Raw genomic sequence first — 19744 nt, 5'->3', positions numbered from 1 at the left:
CTCAACGTTCCGTGGTGGTGGGTGTGTTCGTGGCGGTGCGGGGGGTTCGGCGGACGGGTTTCTGGCGGGTGGTGGGGGCCGTCGCGGGCTTCGCGGGGATGCCGGGCGGGACCGGGGGCAGGTTGTCGACCAGCTCGCCGATGCGGGCGCCGGTGCGGCGGCCCTCCAGGTGCAGTCGGCCGACGTTGACGCGGTCCTCGGCGAGCAGTGTGAGTACGGCGGTGCGGCCCGCGGCGTACGTCGCCACATAGCCGCGGGCGCCGCGGACCAGCAGTTCGCGCAGGTCGCCCCGGCCGGTCGCGTCCGTGACCCGTACCGCGACGCCGAGCGCGGCGGCGGTGAGCGCGGCGAGGCCCTCCGGCTCGACGCCGGGGGTGTCGTGGGCGATCACCAGACCGTCCACACCGGCGGCGAGGGCGCCGGTCAGCTGGGGGACGCGGGCTCTCAGCCGGTGGAGTTCGTCGAGGATCGGGGATTCCACCGCCATCAGGGCTCTCCTCTCGGCGGGCGGTCGAGGCGGGTGTCGGGGCTTGGGTGGGGGCGGCGGGGGGTGGGGTGGCGTTGGTTGTCGTGGTGCCGGTGGGGGCGGCGTGGGGTTGGGTGGCGTCGCTTGTCGTGGTGCGGGTGGTGGCGTGGGTTTCGGTGACGTGGGCTGTCGTGGTGCGGGTGGTGGCGGCGCGGGTTTCGGTGACGGGGGCTGTTGTCGTGCGGGTGGTGGCGGCGTCGGTTTCGGTGGCGTCGGCTGTCGCGGTGCGGGCTGCCGCGGTTGCTGCCGGTCAAAGGGCCTCCAGCGCATCCCTGACCCTCTTCAGCAGCGCGATGTCGGGGTGTTGGGCGGTGCGGGGGCCGACGGGCGTGAGGCGGGCCGGAGTCGCGGGGGCGCCGTGGCCCGGGTCCGGGTGCTCGGGCCCGGAGCCGTCCGTGCCCGGATGTGCCGTGCGGGGAGCCACCAGGCCCGCGGCCGCCAGGCGGCGTATGGCCACCAGGGTGTGGAAGGCCGGTCTGCCCAGGTCGCGGGCGATGTCGGTCGCCGTGCGCAGGCCGTCCACGCGGGCCAGCACCGCGCTCTGCCGGGGCGCGACCGCCGGGGCGGCGGCGGTGTCGAGGCGTTCCAGGGGTGCGCTGTCGGTCGCCGGGTCCGGCCAGATGCGGTGCAGCAGGGCCCGTCGGCGGAGCGTCTCGTGCTCGACGGCGCCGACCGGGACCGGATGCACGGAACCGAGCCAGTGCGTGGCGCCGTACCGGAAGCGGCCCGGGGTGCTGCTGGGCGCGAGCGCGAAGTACGCGGCGTCGTACAGCGCGCTGAGGTGACACAACTCCAGGGCGCCCGGCGCGAGTCGGCCCCCGTCGACGAGCAGGCGGTCGGCGGTGCCCGGCTCGTCGGCCCGGTCGACGGCGTCCTGCCAGGCCCGGGCGTCGAGGGTGCCGTGCGCCGTGAGGAGCACGCCGAGGCCGGGGGCGAGGGGGCTCTCGGCGTGCACCACCCGACCCTCGGCGAGGTACAGGGTGCCGCTCGCGCGGACCAGGACGCCGGTGGCGCGCTCGGCGGCGAGGCGGGTCAGCATCGGGGAGACGCCGCCGGTCCGGTGCCGGGCCGCCTTGTCCCGTACCGGCAGTCGGGGCGGCGGGGTGGTGCCGACCACGGTCATCCCAGCACCAGCCGTCCGGCCATCTCGCCCAGCCGGATCCGGGCCAGTGCGAGGTTGCCGTCTGCCCGGGCCAGCCACAGGTGCAGGAAGACGCTGCTGTCGAACGAGGTCCGCACGAACCGCAGGACGTGATAGCTGTCCCGGTTGCTGAGGATCAGATCCTCGACCGGCGGATCGGCGTCCTCCGCCTCGGCGTCCCCCGGTGCGAACGCCCGCTGCTCGGCGGCCAGCCGGGCCAGTTCCGCGGCCTCGGCGGCCGCCGCCTCGTGGTCGCCGCCCGGTGGTTCGCCGACGGTGCCCAGGGCCAGTCCGCTCGTCCAGTCGACCAGTGCGGCTCCCCGCGCTCCGGGCAGCCGCATGGCCTCCAGTAAGCACTCGTCGATTCCGGGCACCCCGGACTCCCCTCCTGCCTGGGTTCGGCTGAGTGACCCAGAGACTACGCAACGTGTGTGCGAGAGGTGAGCCTTCTGGCATTTTCCAGTGGAACATGCGTCGAGTGACTAGGGTGGGTCAACTGACGCTCATTACAAGGGAGTTGATCACCCCTCGGGGAGTGCGGTGAGCGTGCCCGCGTGCGCCCCGCCCGACTCGGCCACGATCTCGTCGATCGTCTGCGCGGTCCGTACGGTCGCGAAGGTCACGCCACCCGCGCCGTCCGGGGCGAAGCCGTAGATTCCGGGCCGGGCGAGGGAGTTGTAGGCGTAGTGGTGGGCGAAGTAGTACGCGCCCGTGTCCAGCGCCGCCGCGTAGTCGCCCTGCTCCAGCAGCGGCAGTTCGCGCCCCTCGGCCAGCAGATCGCCCGCGAAGCACGCCGGTCCCGCCACGTCCTGCACCACCGCCGGCCCCTCCTTGGGCCGCCCCTTGCCGTCGTACGCGGTGATCCGCAGCGGCCACGACCCCGGCGCGTACACCGTCCGCGTCGCCACCTGCACGCCCGCGTGCGTCACGGCCACCGGCCGCCCGCCCGCGCTCTTGGCGTACTCCACCCGCGCCACCACCGTCCCGTGCTTGGCCAGCAGCGACCGCCCGAACTCGGTCACCAGCCCGTAGCGCCCGTCGAACAGCCCCGGCACCGCCTCCTTCAGCATCCGCGCGTACTGCGCGTACGTCGGTGTCGTCGTCTCCGACGCGAAGTTCACCGGCAGCCCGCCGCCGATGTCGATCGTGTCGACCTGCGGCCGCCCGATCCGCCGGTTGATCTCCTCCGCCAGCGCGTACGTCGCCGCCACGCCCTCGGTCATCCGGGACAGCGGGATGCCCTGCGACCCGGTGTGCGCGTGCAGCCGGGTCAGCCAGGGGCGCTCGGCGTACGCCCGTACCACCCACTCGCGCGCCCCCTCGTCCCGCAGCGCCACCCCGAACTTCGAGGTCTCCGTGGCCGTGGACAGCGCCTCGATGGAGCCGCCGCCGACCTGCGGATTCACCCGGATCCCGATGGGGGAGCGGCTCGGCGCCGACCGCATGAGGCCGTCGATGCGGGCCAGCTCCTGCGGGTTGTCCGCGTTGACGGCGATCCCCAGTGCCAGCGCCTCCCGCAGCTCGGCCGGTGTCTTCGCGGGCGAGTCCAGCACTGTCCGCTCCGGCGCCACCCCGGCTGCCTGGGCCAGCGCCAGCTCACCCGGGCTCGCCACTTCGGCGCCGATGCCCTCGTCGCGCAGCAGCCGCAGCACCGGGACCAGCGGGGTCGCCTTCACCGCGAAGGCGTGCAGCACGGGCGTGCCGGGTGCCACCACCGCGTCGAACGCCGCCCGCAGCTCCGCCGCCGACCCCCGGATGCCGGTGACGTCGAGCAGGCCGACGATGGGAACGTCCGGCCCCAGCAGCCCCTGCTCCACGGCGGCCCGCACCGCCTCGTCGCGCCGCACCGACCGCTCGTCGCCGCCCGCCCGGCCTTCATGAACGTCGTGCACGTCGTCCCCCGTCCTGTCGATGCCTGACATCGATGCCTGACTCCATACATCCAGCCAAACACTCCCGCCGGGGTCATGTCGGGGCACCCCCCTATTGACTAGCTCTATTCATCTCGCCAGGATGTGAATAACCGCAGCAACATTCCGCAGGGAGCTCCGAGCGAGCAGTCACCAGGAGGCAGACCATGTCAGGACCCCGCCCCGTACGAGCGCCGCGCGGTACGCAGCCGAGCGCCCTGGGCTGGCAGCAGGAGGCTGCCCTGCGGATGCTGCAGAACAACCTCGACCCCGAGGTCGCCGAGCACCCCGACAAGCTCGTCGTCTACGGCGGCACGGGCAAGGCGGCGCGGGACTGGCGGTCCTTCGACGCGATGGTGCGGACGCTGAAGGGGCTGAAGCAGGACGAGACGATGCTCGTCCAGTCCGGCCGCCCGGTCGGCGTGATGCAGACCCACGAGTGGGCGCCGCGGGTGCTCATCGCCAACTCCAACCTCGTCGGCGACTGGGCCAACTGGGAGGAGTTCCGCCGCCTGGAGGCCCTCGGCCTGACCATGTACGGGCAGATGACCGCCGGTTCCTGGATCTACATCGGCACCCAGGGCATCCTCCAGGGCACCTACGAGACCTTCGCCGCCGTCGCCGCGATGAAGTTCGGCGGTTCGCTGGCCGGGACGATCACCCTGACGGCCGGGCTCGGCGGGATGGGCGGCGCCCAGCCGCTCGCCGTGACCATGAACGATGGCGTGGCGATCTGCATCGACTGCGACCCGCGCGCCATCGACCGCCGTATCGAGCACCGCTACCTGGACGTGCGGGCCGACTCCCTCGACCACGCCCTCCAGCTGGCCGTCGAGGCGCGGGACGCGCGCCGCCCGCTGTCCATCGGCGTGCTGGGCAACGCGGCTGAGCTGGTGCCGCAGCTGCTGGCCATGGGCGCCCCCATCGACATCGTCACCGACCAGACGTCGGCGCACGACCCGCTGGCGTACCTGCCGCTCGGCGTCGACTTCGACGAGATGGCGTCGTACGCCGCGAAGGACCCGGCGGGCTTCACCACACGGGCCCGTGAGTCGATGGCCCGGCATGTCGAGGCGATGGTGGGCTTCATGGAGGCCGGCGCCGAGGTCTTCGACTACGGCAACTCCATCCGCGGCGAGGCACAACTCGCCGGATACGACCGGGCGTTCGCCTTCCCCGGCTTCGTCCCCGCCTACATCCGCCCCCTGTTCTGCGAGGGCAAGGGCCCCTTCCGCTGGGCGGCCCTGTCCGGCGACCCCGCCGACATCGCCAGGACGGACAAGGCCGTCCTCGACCTGTTCCCCGAGAACGAGTCCCTCGCCCGCTGGATCCGCATGGCCGGGGAGCGGGTGCACTTCCAGGGGCTGCCCGCCCGGATCTGCTGGCTCGGATACGGCGAGCGGGACAAGGCCGGTGAGCGCTTCAACGACATGGTCGCGAGCGGCGAGCTGGCCGCGCCGATCGTCATCGGGCGCGACCACCTCGACTGCGGCTCCGTGGCCTCCCCCTACCGGGAGACCGAGGCCATGCTCGACGGCTCCGACGCGATCGCCGACTGGCCGCTGCTGAACGCCATGGTGAACGTGGCCTCGGGCGCCTCCTGGGTGTCCATCCACCACGGCGGCGGCGTCGGCATGGGGCGGTCCATCCACGCCGGCCAGGTGACGGTGGCCGACGGCACGGCGCTGGCCGGGGAGAAGATCCGGCGGGTGCTGACCAACGACCCCGGGATGGGCGTCATCCGGCACGTGGACGCGGGCTACGACATCGCGGAGTCGGTGGCGTCGGAGCGGGGCGTGCGGGTGCCGATGCGTGAGGGTGAGGAAGCGTGACCCTGCACGACGACGGGCACGGCAACCGTCCGGTGGGGGTTGCGGCTTCGCCAGCGGGCGGCCTGTCCTTGCCGGGGCCGGGCCCGGGTGGCGTTTCCTTCCACGAGATGTGGCGCGAGCTGCTGCCGATCGGCCGCAGCTCCGCCTCCGGCGGCTACCGCCGCTACGCCTGGACCGGTGCCGACGGCGAGTGCCGGGACTGGTTCCGGGCGCAGGCCGAGGCACGCGGGCTCGCCTACGAGGTCGACCGCAACGGCAACCAGTGGGCCTGGCTCGGCGACCCCGCCCAGGGCGACGCCGTCGTCACGGGGTCGCACCTGGACTCCGTGCCCGACGGCGGGGCCTTCGACGGGCCCCTCGGGGTCGTGTCGTCCTTCGCCGCGCTCGACGAACTGCGCGGCCGCGACGCGCGCTTCGCCAAGCCCCTCGGCATCGTCAACTTCGGCGACGAGGAGGGCGCCCGCTTCGGGCTCGCCTGCGTCGGCTCCCGGCTCGCCGCCGGGCAGCTCACCGTCGATCAGGCGCACCGGCTGACCGACGGCGACGGGATCACGCTGCCGCAGGCCATGGCCGCCGCCGGGTACGACCCCGACGCCATCGGGCCCGACCCCGAGCGGCTCGCCCGTATCGGCGCCTTCGTCGAGCTGCACGTCGAACAGGGCCGCGCCCTCGACCTGTCCGGCGACCGGGTGGGCATCGCCAGTGCCATCTGGCCGCACGGGCGGTGGCGGTTCGACTTCCGCGGCGAGGCCAACCACGCCGGCACCACCCGGCTCGCCGACCGGCGCGACCCCATGCTGTCGTACGCCGAGACGGTCCTCGCCGCCCGCCGCGAGGCCCGGCTCGCCGACGCCGTCGCCACCTTCGGCAAGATCGCCGTCGAGCCCAACGGCGTCAACGCCATCCCCTCCCTGGTGCGCGGCTGGCTCGACTCCCGTGCCGCCGACCAGCAGACCCTCGACACCGTCGTCACTGGGATCCAGCAGGCGGCCCGCGAGTACGCCGACGCGCACGGCGTCGACCTCGACGTCGTACGGGAGTCGTTCACGCCGGTCGTCGAGTTCGACCACGCCCTGCGTGACGAACTGGCCCGCATCCTGGGCAAGGACACCGACCTCAAGGTCCCCGTCCTGGGCACCGGCGCCGGACACGACGCCGGGATCCTCTCCGGGACCGTCCCGACCGCCATGCTGTTCGTGCGCAACCCCACCGGTGTCTCGCACTCCCCGGCCGAGTTCGCGGCCGAGGACGACTGCGTGGCCGGAGTGAGCGCACTCGCCGACGTACTGGAAGGGCTGGCCTGCGCGTGACACGGACGTACTGGCTGGAGCACGCCTGGCTCGGCACCCACGTCGAGCCGGGAGTCGCCGTCGACACCAAGGACGGCCGGATCACCGCCGTTCACCAGGATGCGGACACCCCGCCCCCGGGCGCCGAGATCCTCCGCGGCCTCACCCTCCCCGGCCTCGCCAACGCCCACAGCCACGCCTTCCACCGGGCCCTGCGCGGCACCGTGCAGGTCGGCTCCGGCACCTTCTGGACCTGGCGCGAGATCATGTACGCCACCGCCGACCGGCTCACCCCGGACACCTACCACGCGCTGGCCAGGGCGGCCTACGCCGAGATGGCCCTCGCCGGCATCACCGCCGTCGGCGAGTTCCACTACGTCCACCACGCCCCCGGCGGCACCCCCTACGCCGACCCCAACGCCATGGGCGAGGCCCTCATCGCGGCGGCCGCCGACGCCGGGATCCGCATCACCCTCCTCGACACCTGCTATCTCTCCGCCGGCTTCGGACAGCCGCCCAACACCCACCAGCTCCGGTTCTCCGACCGGACGGCCGAGGCATGGGCCGAACGCTGTTCAGTTCTCAAGGAACGGGATCACGCACGGATCGGGGCGGCGATCCACTCCGTACGGGCTGTGCCCGCCGACCAGTTGGCGACCGTGGCGCAGTGGGCCGAGGAGCGGCGGGCCCCGCTGCATGTGCACCTGTCGGAGCAGATCGCCGAGAACGACGCCTGCCGGGACGTCCACGGCTGCACCCCGACGCAGCTCCTCGCCCTGCACGGCGTGCTCGGACCGCGCACCACCGGCGTCCACAACACCCACCTCACCGCCGAGGACATCTCCCTCATCGGCGGCAGCGGAACCGGCACCTGCATGTGCCCGACGACCGAGCGGGACCTCGCCGACGGCATCGGACCCGCCGTAGCCCTCCAGAACGAAGGCTCGCCCCTCTCCCTCGGCTCCGACAGCCACGCCGTCATCGACCTGCTCGAAGAGGCGCGCGCGATGGAGCTGAACGAGCGGCTGCGCAGCCGCACCCGCGGCCACTGGACGGCCGCCGCCCTGCTGCGGGCCGCCACGGCGGACGGGCACGCCGCGCTCGGCTGGGCGGACGCGGGCAGCCTGGAGCCCGGCGCGCTCGCCGACTTCACGACGATCGCGCTCGACTCGGTCAGAACAGCGGGGGCGCTGCCCCGGCTGGGCGCCGAGACGGCCGTATTCGCCGCGACTGCAGCGGACGTCCGCCATACGGTCGTCGGCGGGCGGCATGTCGTACGCGACGGGGCGCACACCCTCGTACCCGATGTGCCGCAGGCACTCGCGCAAGCCGTCGACGCCCTGCGCGCCTGACGACTCCCCCCAGACCGGCCCCCAGCCACGAGGACACCATGAGCAGCACCACCGGCACGACCACCGTCATCACCAACATCGCCACACTGGTCACCAACGACCCCTCCCTCGGTGACGGATCTCCCCTGGGCCTGATCCGGGACGCGGCCGTCGTCATCGACGGCCACCGCGTCGCGTGGACCGGTGAATCAAGCAAAGCACCCGCCACTGACAATCGGGTCGACGCCGGCGGCCGCGCGGTGATCCCGGGCTTCGTGGACTCGCACTCCCACCTCGTCTTCGCGGGCGACCGCACCGAGGAGTTCAACGCCCGGATGTCCGGCCGGGCCTACAGCGCGGGCGGCATCCGGACCACCGTCGCCGCCACCCGCGCCGCGACGGACGCCCAGCTCGAAGCCAACCTCACCCGTTACCTCGCCGAAGCCCTCCGCCAGGGCACCACGACCTTCGAGACCAAGTCCGGCTACGGCCTCACCGTCGAGGACGAGGCCCGGGCCCTGCGCATCGCCGCCGCCCACACCGACGAGGTCACCTACCTCGGCGCCCACATCGTCTCCCCCGACTATGCGGAGGATCCGGCGGCGTACGTCGCCCTGGTCACCGGCGAGATGCTCGACGCCTGTGCGCCGTACGCCCGTTGGATCGACGTCTTCTGCGAGAAGGGCGCCTTCGACGGCGACCAGGCGCGCGCGATCCTCACCGCGGGCAAGGCGAAGGGCCTGCACCCGCGCATCCACGCCAACCAGCTGACGTACGGCCCCGGAGTACAGCTCGCCGTCGAACTCGACGCCGCCTCCGCCGACCACTGCACCCACCTCACGGACGACGACGTCGACGCGCTCGCCAACAGCGCCACCGTCGCCACCCTCCTCCCCGGCGCCGAGTTCTCCACCCGCGCCGAGTGGCCGGACGCCCGTCGCCTCCTCGACGCGGGCGTCACCGTGGCCCTGTCGACGGACTGCAACCCGGGCTCGTCCTTCACGTCGTCCGTCCCGTTCTGCATCGCCCTCGCCGTACGGGACATGGGCATGACCCCCGACGAGGCCCTCTGGTCCGCCACGGCGGGCGGCGCCCGCGCCCTGCGCCGCGACGACATCGGCCGCCTCAGCCCAGGCGCCTACGCCGACCTGGCCCTCCTGGACGCCCCCAGCCACGTCCATCTCGCCTACCGGCCGGGCGTGCCGCTGGTGACCGAGGTGTGGCGGCGCGGCCTGCGAGTCAGCTGACCCGGTGTCAGGCGGCCCCCGCCCGCCACCGCTGGTCCGAGTCTCCGTTCGAGTCGTCCAGCGACCGGAACTCCAGCCCGTCCCCGCCGTCCGGCGTCACCGCCGTCTCCACGGCGATCGCGGGCCGGATCAGCCCGGCGTCGTCGACCACGAACTTCAGGTTCTGCGCGTTCCTCCCCTCCACGGAGGAGCAGGTCCAGATGCCCACGCCGCGGTCCGTGGAGCCACGGCTGTCCAGGCAGTAGTCCGGGTCGGCGGCCGACTGCAGCACGCCCCGCCCGGCGTCGACCCGCCAGCGCTGGGTGGCGTCCGGTGAGCAGGGCGCCGTGACCACGTCCACGCCCTTGTCCAGGACCCCGCCCCGGATGTCCAGGCACAGCCCCGAGGCGACGTTCACGACCTGCGCATAGGCGCTGCCCGGCGGGTGCGTGGCCGGGGGCGGCGGCGGGGTGGGGGACGGCTTCGGCGGCTGGGTCGTCCGCGACGGCGACGGACTCGCCGTCGGGGAGGACGACTTGGAGGTCTTCGAGGGCGACGGGGATGCCGGGGGCGCCGGCACCGTCGCGGTCACCGTCACCGCGGGCGGCGGCGCGGCAGTGATCCGGTTCGAGGCGTTCTCGGCGGGGGAGTCGCCCGGGGACAGCAGGAAGAACAGCAGCGGAGTGAGCGCCACTCCCAGTCCCGCCGAGGCCAACGCGACCCGCCGGGACGGCGGCCAGTTCCGCTCGCGCGCGGCACGGCCGCCCGCGCCGGGTTCGCCGGATCGCTCCCACGCCGTACGGCCCACCGCCCTCGATTCGCCTGACCAGCCTTGCGCGGCATGGCCTTCCGCGCCGGGTTCGCCGGACCAGCCTTGCGCGGTACGGCTTCCCGCGCCGGGTTCGCCTGACCAGCCTTGCGCGGTACGGCTTCCCGCGCCGGATTCGCCGGACCAGCCTCGCGCGTTACGGCCGCCCGCGCCGCGTCGGCCGGATCGTTTCCGCGCGATACGGCCGCCCGTGCCCCGTCCGCCGGACCAGCCCCGAGCGGTACGTCCTCCCGTGCCCAGTCCGCCGGACCACCCCCGCGCAGCACGCCCCGCCACCCCCGGCTCGCCGGATCGCTCCCACGCCCTACGGCCTTCCCCGCCCGCTCCCCCGCCGATCCGCGCCGCGTACGCCGCGCCCGCCCACGGCGTCAGTCCCTCGGCCAGCGCCGTGCGCGGGGTGTCGCGCAGGGCGGTCAGCTCCTCGTACGCGGTGGTGCAGTGCGGGCAGCGCGCCATGTGGGCCACCAGGTCGGGGCTGTGCCGGGGCGTGTCCGGCCGTACCGACTCCTCGATCAGCCGCCGGAAGTCCTGGCAGTCGGGGTCGTCGGAGGCGGCCAGCCGGGCCCGCAGCAGGGACCGGCCGAGCGCGCCCAGCGCCGGTTCGGTCCCGTAGGTCACGTCCTCGCGGGTGATGCCCAGCAGTACGGCGGTCCGCTCGACGCTCTCCTGCTCCACGACGCCGTACCAGATGAGGCCACGGCTGCGGACCGGCAGCGTCCGGTACGCGGCGAGCATGGGCGGTACGGGCCCGTCGGGGCCGGCCGTGTTGAGGACCAGGAGCAGGCCAGCGTCAAGCGCGGCCGAGCGGTCGCCCTCGGCCCAGGTCCCGGCCACCCGGCCGATCAGCAGCAGGAGTTGGTGCCGCCAGGGAACAGCCGGGTCGGTGCCGCGTGCCGTCTCCCGGGCCGCCAGGGTGAACGCCTGGGCCGCCAGCTGGCGCGCCGCCGAGTCGCCGGTCGTGCACAGCCGGGCGTAGGTGAGGACCGACGCGCGGTGGCGGGCGCGCAGTTCCTTCAGCGCCGGGTAGGCGACGGCGGTGTCGGCGCGCAGCAGTGCGGTCAGCCGTGCGTCGGACGCGCCGGAATGCAGGCCGTCCGTCGCGTCGTTGTCGGTCCCCTCGGGCCGAGCCATCCACCCGCCTCCTCGCGTCCCCGCCGGAGCCCGGCCAAGTCCCTGACGTACCGGCCGGTTTGGAGGCTGCCCATAGTGGTGCAGAGGGGCCTGCGGGGAAAGGTGTTACTCAGGGTAATGAAAAGGCTCGTCCGGCACCCAACGGGCGCCGGACGGGAAGCCTTTGCGGGCCGACGTCACACCTTGACCGGCCCAACGCCTCAACCGGCGTCACTCCTCGACGGTCAACCCCTTGCGCAACCGCCCCAACGTCCGCGACAGCAACCGCGACACATGCATCTGCGAGATGCCCAGCTCGTCGCCGATCTCCGACTGGGTCATGTTGGCGACGAAACGGAGGGAGAGGATCTTCCGGTCCCGGTGCGGCAGTTCGGCGATCAGGGGCTTGAGGGACTCGACGTACTCGATGCCCTCGATCCCGTGGTCCTCGTAGCCGATCCGGTCCGCGAGGGCGCCCTCGCTGTCGTCCTCCTCGGGCTGCGCGTCCAGCGAGGAGGCGGTGTAGGCGTTGGACGCGGCCATGCCCTCGACGACCTCGTCGTGGGACAGCCCCAGTCGCTCAGCCAGTTCCGCCACCGTCGGCGCGCGGTCGAGCTGCTGGGCCAGCTCGTCGCCGGCCTTGGCCAGGTCGAGCCGGAGCTCCTGCAGCCGGCGCGGGACGCGCACGGACCACGAGGTGTCACGAAAGAAACGCTTGATCTCGCCGATGATGGTTGGCATGGCGAAGGTGGGGAACTCGACGCCACGGCTGAGTTCGAAACGGTCGATCGCCTTGATGAGGCCGATGGTGCCGACCTGGATGATGTCCTCCATCGGCTCGCTGCGGGAGCGGAAGCGGGAGGCTGCGAACTTGACCAGGGCGAGGTTGAGTTCGACGAGCGTGTTGCGCACGTAGGAGTATTCGTGCGTGCCTTCCTCGAGCGATTCCAGCCGCTCGAAGAGGGTCTTGGACAGGGCCCGCGCATCGACGGGACCGACCTCGTCGTACGGGGGGATCTCCGGAAGTCCGGCCAGTACGTCGTCCGGGACGCCGAGGGCGTCCTCCTGGGCCGCGAACGTCTCCGTGAACGTCTCGCTGTCCTGCGCGATGGGATCCAGATGTTCCGAAGGTGGTGTCGACGTCGCCGTCCGGGTATGCGATGCGTCGAGCCGGGGTGACATGATGTCCTCCATCGTTCTCGGCATAAGGCTGCCGAAGCCAGTACGTGCACTGCGGTGTGCGGCGCCTCCAAAGCCGGCCGTGTTGGTTACGTGTCTCTACTAGCCCTACCCGCTTTCGCAAGTCGATCGCAAGTGCGTTCTGTGGGCATATGTCCGATTCTGGGCGGATGTTCGGCTGTCGAAGGGCGTACGGAAGGCGTAGTGTTCGAGGGCGAACGTCAGCAGCCACGACCTCGGGAGAGAGAGACGGCATGGACCACGGGACGGTCGGCAGCGCACAGTCGGGCCGGCTTCTGGTGGAGGTGCGCGAACAGGGCTCTAGTGCCGTCGTGACTCCGGCGGGTGAGCTGGATCACCACACCGCCGAGCTGTTGCGCGAACCACTCGACGCATGCCTCGCCAAGGGATTCAGCCGTCTGGTCGTGGACTGCTCGCGGCTGGAGTTCTGCGACTCCACGGGACTCAATGTGCTGCTCGGCGCCCGCCTGAAGGCGGAGGACGCCGGGGGTGGGGTGCACCTCGCTGGGATGCAGCCGGTGGTGGCTCGTGTGTTCGAGATCACAGGCGCGGAGGCGGTCTTCACCGTGCATGACACGGTCGAGGCGGCCCTGTCCGGCGAGGACGAGGCCGACTGAGCGCGTTGGGGGTGTCCGCAGCGCCGGGCCGTGCCGAAGTGGGGGGTGTTCCGCTGGACGGGTCGGGCAGGAGACATCCTGAACATGTCGGCGGCAATCGTGACCGAGGGCGCGGACACTGAGTACTGAGCACCGACCTATTCGTAACTGAACTCTTGAATCGTGAACTGGTGAATCGGTGAGGTGAAGCGCTGATGAGCACCACCCGGCCCTACTCGCCGGGCGACCGCGGCCCGGAGCCCGGCGGCGCTTCCGGGGCGTCCGAGGGGGGCGTTCCAGGGACCGGGGCGTCCGAGGGGGACGCGGCCGTGTCGTCGGGGGCGCGGCAGGTCCGCAGACTGGCCTTCGAGGGCGAGAGCGGTGTCGTGCCGCTGGCCCGCGACTTCGCCCGCCAGGCGCTGTACGCGTGGGGCTGGCTCCCGGCGGCGACCGCGGATCAGCGGGCCGCCGCCGAGGATGTGCTGCTCGTCGTGTCCGAGTTGGTCACCAACGCGTGTCTCCATGCGGAGGGGCCGGACGAGATGGTCGTCACCTGCGACAACAAGGTGATCCGGATCGAGGTCTCCGACCGGGGGGCGGGGCAGCCGGCGCCGCGGACGCCGCATCGGGCGGGGCGGCCCGGGGGGCATGGGATGTTCATCGTGCAGCGGCTTTGTCTGGATTGGGGGGTTGTACGGGCTCCTGGGGTGGCCGGTAAGAAGGTGTGGGCGGAGTTGGGGGCGCCCGCGTAAGCGCCGTTGGGGTTCATCCAGTACGTCGGCTGCGGGTCCTCGGTGGTTGATCGCGCCCACGCGGCAGAGCCGCATATATGGCACAGCCCCGCGCCCCTTAGGGACGTTTCACATCCCCACACTTCCAACACGCCCCGCGTCTTCCCCTCTTATCTCCCCCGGCGTACCTTGACGGCCAATCTGATGTGCCGTCAGGAATGAGGGGACCGTGTCGTACCAGAAGCGAACCGTCGCGCTCACGTCGGCCGCCGCCCTGGCCGGCGCGGCTGTACTGATGGCCGCTCCCACGGCCCACGCCGAGGTCGTCGACGTCAACTACCAGTGCAAGACGCCGATCGGCGACAAGAGTGCCGTCTCGCCGATCGACATCAAGGGCGTCAGGAGCGGCTCCAACTACAAGATCACCATGTCCTGGCAGAAGGGCGTCTCCTCCAGCCCGGTCGAACTCGGCAAGGGCGCGATGAACCCCAGCGCCACGATCCAGCTGGGCGGCGCCGACAGCGGCACGCTGACCGTCACCGGCCCCGCCAACCAGGCCGCGATCCCCGCCGACACCCCCATCAAGATCAACGACCTGTCGGGCACCTACACCCCGAAGAAGACCGGCAAGGTCACCTTCACGGCGGGCGTGCTCACCATCAAGGCCCTCGGTACGACGACGACCTGCACCCCGAGCAACGACCCCGGGCCGTCCCTCACGCTCGACGTCACCGCGTCGGCCGGCGGGGGAGCGCCCCAGGGCGGCGGCGACTCCGGCGGTCAGCTCCCGCAGACCGGCCCCGAGGACTCCGCGATCGCCCTCGGCACCCTCGGCGGAACGGTCCTGCTGGCAGGCGCGGCGGGCGCGCTGTGGCTGACGCGACGGAACCAGCCGGTGCGGGTACGCCGCTGAGCCACCGCAAGCAGGCGGCAGCTGTCCGTCGCCGACCACCCCGGAGTACGACCGCTGGAGCCGCCGATGTCGTATCCCACCCGTGCCGCCCGTGCCGTATGCCTCTCGTTCCTCGCCCTGCTGTGCGCCGCCCCGGCGGCGACCGCGGCGGACGAGGGCTGGTCCGTCGCGCCCGCCGGTGGCGGCCGCCCCTCCTTCTACGCCGAGGGCGCGCCCGGCACGGCCCTGCGGGACACGGTCTCCGTGACGAACCGCACATCGCACCCGGTCGACGTACGGCTGAGCGGCACCGGCGTCCCGGTCACCTTCGCCGACGCCGAGATACGCGTGCCCGCCCGCACCCGCGCCGACATCCCGTTCACCGTGGCCGTGCCCGAGCGGGCCGCGCCCGGCGACCGTCCGGGGTCGATCGTCGTACGGGACGGCGACGGAAGGTCCGAGAGCGTGCCCCTGCTGCTCCGGATCGGCGGCCCCGAGCTGTCCGCACTCACCGTCGAGAAGGTCGCCGTACGCGGTGACCGCATCACATACGACCTCGTCAACCGCGGCACCACCGACCTCGTACCCACCCTCTCCGTGCACGTCGACGGCGTCTTCGGCACCCTCCTCGACCGCGCCCCGCGCACCCTCGAAGTCGAACTCCCCCCGGGCCGCCGCCTCCACCTGACCGAACCCTGGCCCGACCGGCCCGCGCTGGACGCGGTCGACGTACGGCTGACGGTGAGCGCGACGGGCGGGGCGCGGGACACCGCGCGGGCGTCGGCGCGGTTCGTGCCGTGGGGCGGGGTGGCGGCGGGCGGCGCCCTCGCCGTCGGCACGGCGGCTCTGGCGGTCGTACGACGACGAAGGCGCCCCAGGACCCCCGAACCCGCGCGCGAATCTGCACGCGAACAGGCCGAGTTGACGGGAGCGGCGACGTGAGGATGCGGTTTGTGGTCTCGGCGTTCGCGGCGCTGCTGCTACTGCCTGTCGTGCCCGCGCCCGCCGTCGCCGCCGACGGGCCGAGCGTAAAGCTGTCCACGGCGCAGGCGGGGACCGGCGGTTCGGTCACCGTGACCGGGAGCGGGTGGCGGGCGCGGACGCTGCTCATGATCCTGATCTGCGGGCAGTCCGTGCCGTCCCGGGGCGTGATCGGTGGCACCAACTCCTGCGCCAACGCGGACGGCCGGGCCGTCACCACCGACGCCGAGGGCCGGTTCCGCAAGGAGCTGCCGGTCGCCGAGCCGCCCGTGCCGTGCCCTTGTGTCGTGCACGTCGCCACCGTCACCGGCCCCAAGGCGCAGGCCGACGCCGTCTTCCAGGTCGCCGGGCACGCCGTCGAACCGCTGCCCGCCGAACCGGCCGGCGGACGCCTGTCGGTGCTCAACGACACCCGGCTCGACGGCTCCAGCGGCCTGTTGACCTGGTTCGGCGCATCGCCCGCCCGCACCCTCGTCTTCACCGTCGGCAACGTCGGCACCTCGGCGATCAAGAACCCCGTCTTCCAGATCGGCACCTCGCACGGCGTGTTCGCGCCCGAGTGGGAGGAACGGCAGTGGCGCGGCACGATCGAGCCGGGCCGCAAGGCGCAGATCCGGCTGCCGGTCGAGCTGGCGGCGGGGGCGCACGGGGACTACACCGTCTCGCTGAAGTACGGCGGGAAGGTCCTCGCCGAGCAGCCGTGGGCCGTGGGGCGGCCCTGGGGCGTGACGCTGTTCTGGGTCCTGGTGTGCCTGGTGGTGCCCGCGGCGGTGTTCCGCGCCGGGATGGCCGTGGTGGACCGGGTACGGCCGCCCCGGCCGGGCGGCGTCCGCCACCGACGCCTGTCCGTCCGCTACGTGAGCCCCCGTCAGCCAGCACCCGCACCCTCGAACTCGACCCTGCCGTGGTTCACCCCGGACGCCGATCCGGGCACGGCCGGTCGGCTCTCCGCACCGCACGACGACAGCCCGCCGAGTCCTACGACTCCGCTCAGAAAGGGACCCACGTGAGAACGCGAAGGAGAGTCACACCGGCCGGCCTCGTGATGCTGGTGGGCGGCGCCGGGCTGCTGCTCGGCCTGGCCGCGGTGCCCGCGCAGGCCGCCGAGGTGTCGTACCAGACCGAGTGCATCCCGCCCGCCATCTCCGGCCTGCCGCCGGTTCAGGGCACCACGACGGTGGAGATCAGCGCACCGGCGACCGCGAAGGTGGGCGACGAAGTGGAGGTGGTCTGGACGTTTGTGCAGGCGGCCTCGAAGAACCCCGACATCGTCGATCTGCCCGCGAACTCGGTGCAGCCGAGCGGCACGCTGAAGGCGGCCGGCGCCCAGGTCGCGGACATCGCGATGCAGGGGCCGCGGGAGAACCCGCCGATTCCCAAGGGCGGCGCCATGGTGCTGTCCGACATGAAGGGCACGCTGAAACTGACGACACCCGGCGCGGTGACGCTCACACCCGACGCGTACGCCATCAACGCCCTGTCGACGGACACGAAGTGCGCTCCGCAGGAAGCGGTGAAGTCGGCGGCGACCATCAATGTCACGCCCGAGGACGGGGGTTCGGGTACGGGGAGCCCGACGCCCGACCCCACGGGGAGCGAATCCCCGACGCCGACGACCCCACCGACGAGTACTCCGACGGACACCCCCAGCCCCACAGCGACCGGGCCCGGGCAGACCGACTTCACGGGCAAGGAGGTCCAGGTCCCCTACGAGTGCAAGACGCCCATCGGCGACAAGAACGCCACCTCGCCGGTGCAGATCAACGCCCGGAAGAACGGCGGGAGTTTCGATCTCACCGTGAAGTTCAAGAAGTCGGTGATGGACAGCCCCGCCACCATCCCGAAGGACTCGGTGAAGCCGTCGATGGAGGTCGTGCTGGGCGGTGCCGACACGGGCACGGTCCATGTCGAGGGGCCCACCAACGCCGAGGAGATCAAGGCGGGCGACCCGATCGAGATCCCCGACCTGACCGGCACCTACAAGCCGGGCGCGAGCGGTGAGTCGACCCTGTCGCCGGGCGTGCTGACGATCGAGGCCCTGGGCACGACCACGACGTGCACCCCGGCGAAGACCGAGGTCTCGCTGACCCTCGACACGACGGAACAGGAGGGCGGAGCATCAGGAGGCTCGTCCTCGGGCGGCGGCTCCTCCTCCGGCGGTAAGACCCCGGACGGCGGCCTCGCCGAAACCGGCGCCGACGACCAGAGCACCCTCAAGGCCCTGGGCCTGGTGGCAGGCACGGCGGTCCTGCTGGGCGGCGCGGTGTTCACGTTCATGCCTGGACGCAGGGCGCGCTAGCCGACCTGCTTTGGGGGCGCGGGGAACCGCGCACAGCCACAGAAAGCGACGGGGCCGCTGAAACCCACATGGATCCCAGCGGCCCCGTCGGCTCAGGCAGCGCGCCTAGCGCACGTCGCCCATCAGCGAGCGGATCTTGCGGCCCGCCATCATGAAGGTCAGCCCGGCCGCGGCTGCGATGAGGCCCCACATCGTGTAGTAGACCGCGTCGCCCAGCGGCGCGTTGAGCTTGGTGGTCCAACCGTTGAGGGCGTTGCCCGTCGCGGTGGCCAGGAACCACAGACCCATGATCTGGCCCACGAACTGCTTCGGCGCCAGCTTCGTCGACAGGGACAGGCCCACCGGCGACAGGCACATCTCGCCGAGGGTCTGCACCAGGTAGACGCTCAGCAGCCAGAAGACGGTGACCTTACCGGTGTCGCTGTTCGCGGCGGCGGCGCCGGCCAGCCCCATAATGCCGAACGAGCCACCGATGAGGAGCATCGCCAGGGCGAACTTCATGGGCGTGCTGGGCTCGCGGTTGCGCCGGGCCAGCTTCACCCACAGTGCGGCGAAGATCGGGGCGAGCACGATGACCATGGCCGGGTTCACCGACTGATACCAGGACGCCGGGAACTCCCAGCCGCCGATCATGCGGTCGGTCTTGCCGTCCGCGAAGATCGTCAGCAGCGAACCGGACTGGTCGTAGATCATCCAGAACAGCACGGCGGTGGCGAAGAACCAGGCGAAGGCCTGGATCTTCGGCTTGTCCTCCTTGGCCAGGGCCGGGTTCCGGTACATCGTCACGAAGTAGACGATCGGGACCACGATGCCGAGGACCGCGAGCACGTTGACGATGTGCTCGATGTCGTACGTCCCCAGCACGATGTCCAGGACCAGCGCGGCGACGGCGATGCCGCCCCACAGCGCGACCTTGCGCAGCGCGGCCCGCTTCTCCTCCGGGGAGGCCGGGGTGCCGGGCTCCTTGCCGATGTCGCCGAGGTGGCGGCCGCCGAGGACGTACTGGATGACGGCGAGGGTCATGCCGACACCGGCGACACCGAAGCCGAGGTGCCAGTTGACGTTCTCTCCGAGGTAGCCGACGAGCAGGGGGGCGACCATGCCGCCGATGTTGATCGCCATGTAGAAGAGCGTGAAGCCGGCGTCACGGCGGGCGCTGGACTGGCCCTCGTAGAGGCCGCCGACCATCGCGGAGATGTTCGGCTTCAGCAGGCCGGTGCCGATCGCGATCAGGCCGAGGCCGAAGAAGAAGGTCGCATCCGCGGGGATCGCCAGCACGAAGTGGCCGGCCGCGATGACGATGCCGCCGACGAGCACGGCCTTGCGGGCACCCCAGAGGCGGTCCGCGACCCAGCCACCGGGCATGGCGGCCATGTACACGACCGCGTTGTACACACCGTAGATCGAGGCGGCCAGGGCTTCCCGGCCTGCCAGCGGGCCGTCGAGGACACCCGCGATCAAGTAGAGGGTGAGGATGGCGCGCATTCCGTACCAGGAGAAGCGCTCCCACATCTCCGTCATGAAAAGCGTGGCCATACCGCGGGGGTGGCCGAAGAAGGTCTTCTCGGAACCGGGGGTGCCCGGGGAGGCCGAGTCCTTCGTCAGGCTGGACGCCATGGTCGATCCTTGCTGGTCGGGACGCGCTCCCAGAGGTGTTGGGGCGCCCGGTGTCATTCCTTTCGAGGCCGGCCTGAGCCGGCCCGCACACAAAAGTGACCTTCGGCGTCAAGACATCCGCCAAAGGTCCCCTTGGTTGCTACAGGCGTCCAATCACCATACGGCAGGACACTGCCGGAAATGGAAGGACTTGAGACAGGGATCACAGGTGTCGCTGGAACCACAGTCGCCCTT

Annotated in this window: 17 protein-coding genes; 10 read left to right on the top strand and 7 right to left on the bottom strand. The window is 72.2% G+C overall.

Annotation, left to right across the window (positions count from 1 at the left end):
• Window position 1 precedes the first annotated feature (1 nt).
• From SSP24_RS22075 to SSP24_RS22060, 4 genes are all read right to left on the bottom strand, one after another.
• Window positions 2-487 carry a roadblock/LC7 domain-containing protein gene (locus SSP24_RS22075; RefSeq protein WP_141311411.1) on the bottom strand — a complete coding sequence of 162 codons (486 nt, stop codon included), beginning with the start codon at window positions 485-487 and terminating at the stop codon, window positions 2-4.
• 289 nt (window positions 488-776) lie between these two features.
• Entirely contained in the window at window positions 777-1649 is an 873-nt protein-coding gene (locus SSP24_RS22070; protein WP_141311410.1) for a transcriptional regulator, read from the bottom strand.
• Complete coding sequence (locus SSP24_RS22065; RefSeq protein WP_141311409.1) at window positions 1646-2041, bottom strand: hypothetical protein; 396 nt, start codon at window positions 2039-2041, stop codon at window positions 1646-1648. Before SSP24_RS22065 ends, SSP24_RS22070 begins: the two co-directional genes overlap by 4 nt.
• Window positions 2042-2188: 147 nt before the next feature.
• The gene (locus SSP24_RS22060; protein ID WP_141311408.1) at window positions 2189-3589 is read right to left on the bottom strand and encodes a type III PLP-dependent enzyme domain-containing protein; all 1401 of its coding nucleotides are present in this window, start codon (window positions 3587-3589) and stop codon (window positions 2189-2191) included.
• Between the two features lie 155 nt (window positions 3590-3744).
• On the opposite strand from SSP24_RS22060, the gene hutU reads away from it, so the two are divergent.
• From hutU to hutI, 4 genes are all read left to right on the top strand, one after another.
• On the top strand, window positions 3745-5409 hold the full coding sequence (hutU, locus tag SSP24_RS22055) for a urocanate hydratase (RefSeq protein ID WP_141311407.1): 1665 nt from the start codon (window positions 3745-3747) through the stop codon (window positions 5407-5409).
• Window positions 5410-5516: 107 nt separating this feature from the next.
• Window positions 5517-6719: an allantoate amidohydrolase gene (locus SSP24_RS22050; RefSeq protein ID WP_141311490.1), complete on the top strand. Its 1203-nt coding sequence runs from the start codon at window positions 5517-5519 to the stop codon at window positions 6717-6719.
• Window positions 6710-8050, top strand: a complete 1341-nt coding sequence (locus SSP24_RS22045; protein WP_141311406.1) for a formimidoylglutamate deiminase — start codon at window positions 6710-6712, stop codon at window positions 8048-8050. Before SSP24_RS22050 ends, SSP24_RS22045 begins: the two co-directional genes overlap by 10 nt.
• A 38-nt stretch (window positions 8051-8088) precedes the next feature.
• On the top strand, window positions 8089-9276 hold the full coding sequence (hutI, locus tag SSP24_RS22040) for an imidazolonepropionase (protein WP_141311405.1): 1188 nt from the start codon (window positions 8089-8091) through the stop codon (window positions 9274-9276).
• A gap of 7 nt (window positions 9277-9283) precedes the next feature.
• Here hutI and SSP24_RS44230 read toward each other — a convergent pair whose 3' ends face one another.
• Window positions 9284-11215 (bottom strand): RICIN domain-containing protein, encoded by a 1932-nt coding sequence (locus tag SSP24_RS44230; protein WP_229865766.1) that lies wholly within the window; start codon window positions 11213-11215, stop codon window positions 9284-9286.
• 210 nt (window positions 11216-11425) lie between these two features.
• The gene (locus SSP24_RS22025) at window positions 11426-12388 is read right to left on the bottom strand and encodes an RNA polymerase sigma factor SigF (protein ID WP_141311404.1); all 963 of its coding nucleotides are present in this window, start codon (window positions 12386-12388) and stop codon (window positions 11426-11428) included.
• A gap of 239 nt (window positions 12389-12627) precedes the next feature.
• Here SSP24_RS22025 and SSP24_RS22020 point away from each other — a divergent pair, with 239 nt between their 5' ends.
• The 6 genes from SSP24_RS22020 (at window position 12628) to SSP24_RS21995 (ending at window position 17893) form a co-directional block, all read left to right on the top strand.
• Window positions 12628-13011 (top strand): STAS domain-containing protein, encoded by a 384-nt coding sequence (locus SSP24_RS22020; protein ID WP_141311403.1) that lies wholly within the window; start codon window positions 12628-12630, stop codon window positions 13009-13011.
• Between the two features lie 194 nt (window positions 13012-13205).
• Window positions 13206-13742, top strand: coding sequence for an ATP-binding protein (locus tag SSP24_RS22015; RefSeq protein WP_141311402.1), 537 nt, complete (start codon window positions 13206-13208; stop codon window positions 13740-13742).
• Between the two features lie 208 nt (window positions 13743-13950).
• Window positions 13951-14634 (top strand): LPXTG cell wall anchor domain-containing protein, encoded by a 684-nt coding sequence (locus SSP24_RS22010; RefSeq protein WP_174864685.1) that lies wholly within the window; start codon window positions 13951-13953, stop codon window positions 14632-14634.
• Window positions 14635-14700: 66 nt separating this feature from the next.
• Window positions 14701-15555, top strand: a complete 855-nt coding sequence (locus SSP24_RS22005) for a COG1470 family protein (protein WP_141311401.1) — start codon at window positions 14701-14703, stop codon at window positions 15553-15555.
• A gap of 2 nt (window positions 15556-15557) precedes the next feature.
• A complete protein-coding gene (locus SSP24_RS22000) occupies window positions 15558-16604 on the top strand; it encodes a hypothetical protein (RefSeq protein WP_141311487.1) in 1047 nt (348 codons plus the stop codon).
• Window positions 16605-16639: 35 nt separating this feature from the next.
• Window positions 16640-17893, top strand: coding sequence for a hypothetical protein (locus SSP24_RS21995; RefSeq protein ID WP_373306761.1), 1254 nt, complete (start codon window positions 16640-16642; stop codon window positions 17891-17893).
• Between the two features lie 105 nt (window positions 17894-17998).
• Here the strand turns inward: SSP24_RS21995 and SSP24_RS21990 are convergent, their stop codons facing one another.
• On the bottom strand, window positions 17999-19510 hold the full coding sequence (locus SSP24_RS21990) for a peptide MFS transporter (RefSeq protein WP_141311400.1): 1512 nt from the start codon (window positions 19508-19510) through the stop codon (window positions 17999-18001).
• Window positions 19511-19744: the final 234 nt, after the last annotated feature.

Origin of the sequence: Streptomyces spinoverrucosus, assembly GCF_006539505.1 — a bacterium.
Taxonomy (GTDB): Bacteria; Actinomycetota; Actinomycetes; order Streptomycetales; family Streptomycetaceae; genus Streptomyces; species Streptomyces spinoverrucosus.
The sequence above is the reverse complement of the archived record's forward strand: the minus strand, read 5'-3'. Positions and strand labels throughout refer to the sequence as shown.

What these genes read in the sequence shown, in the direction of transcription:
- SSP24_RS22000 (WP_141311487.1), top strand. Translation starts at nt 15,558, where the DNA reads ATGCGGTTTGTGGTCTCGGCGTTCGCGGCGCTGCTGCTACTGCCTGTC.
- SSP24_RS22060 (WP_141311408.1), bottom strand. Translation starts at nt 3,589, where the DNA reads ATGTCAGGCATCGACAGGACGGGGGACGACGTGCACGACGTTCATGAA.
- hutU (WP_141311407.1), top strand. Translation starts at nt 3,745, where the DNA reads ATGTCAGGACCCCGCCCCGTACGAGCGCCGCGCGGTACGCAGCCGAGC.
- SSP24_RS44230 (WP_229865766.1), bottom strand. Translation starts at nt 11,215, where the DNA reads ATGGCTCGGCCCGAGGGGACCGACAACGACGCGACGGACGGCCTGCAT.
- SSP24_RS22070 (WP_141311410.1), bottom strand. Translation starts at nt 1,649, where the DNA reads ATGACCGTGGTCGGCACCACCCCGCCGCCCCGACTGCCGGTACGGGAC.
- SSP24_RS22025 (WP_141311404.1), bottom strand. Translation starts at nt 12,388, where the DNA reads ATGGAGGACATCATGTCACCCCGGCTCGACGCATCGCATACCCGGACG.
- SSP24_RS22075 (WP_141311411.1), bottom strand. Translation starts at nt 487, where the DNA reads ATGGCGGTGGAATCCCCGATCCTCGACGAACTCCACCGGCTGAGAGCC.
- SSP24_RS22015 (WP_141311402.1), top strand. Translation starts at nt 13,206, where the DNA reads ATGAGCACCACCCGGCCCTACTCGCCGGGCGACCGCGGCCCGGAGCCC.
- SSP24_RS22020 (WP_141311403.1), top strand. Translation starts at nt 12,628, where the DNA reads ATGGACCACGGGACGGTCGGCAGCGCACAGTCGGGCCGGCTTCTGGTG.
- SSP24_RS22050 (WP_141311490.1), top strand. Translation starts at nt 5,517, where the DNA reads ATGTGGCGCGAGCTGCTGCCGATCGGCCGCAGCTCCGCCTCCGGCGGC.
- hutI (WP_141311405.1), top strand. Translation starts at nt 8,089, where the DNA reads ATGAGCAGCACCACCGGCACGACCACCGTCATCACCAACATCGCCACA.
- SSP24_RS22005 (WP_141311401.1), top strand. Translation starts at nt 14,701, where the DNA reads ATGTCGTATCCCACCCGTGCCGCCCGTGCCGTATGCCTCTCGTTCCTC.
- SSP24_RS21990 (WP_141311400.1), bottom strand. Translation starts at nt 19,510, where the DNA reads ATGGCGTCCAGCCTGACGAAGGACTCGGCCTCCCCGGGCACCCCCGGT.
- SSP24_RS21995 (WP_373306761.1), top strand. Translation starts at nt 16,640, where the DNA reads ATGCTGGTGGGCGGCGCCGGGCTGCTGCTCGGCCTGGCCGCGGTGCCC.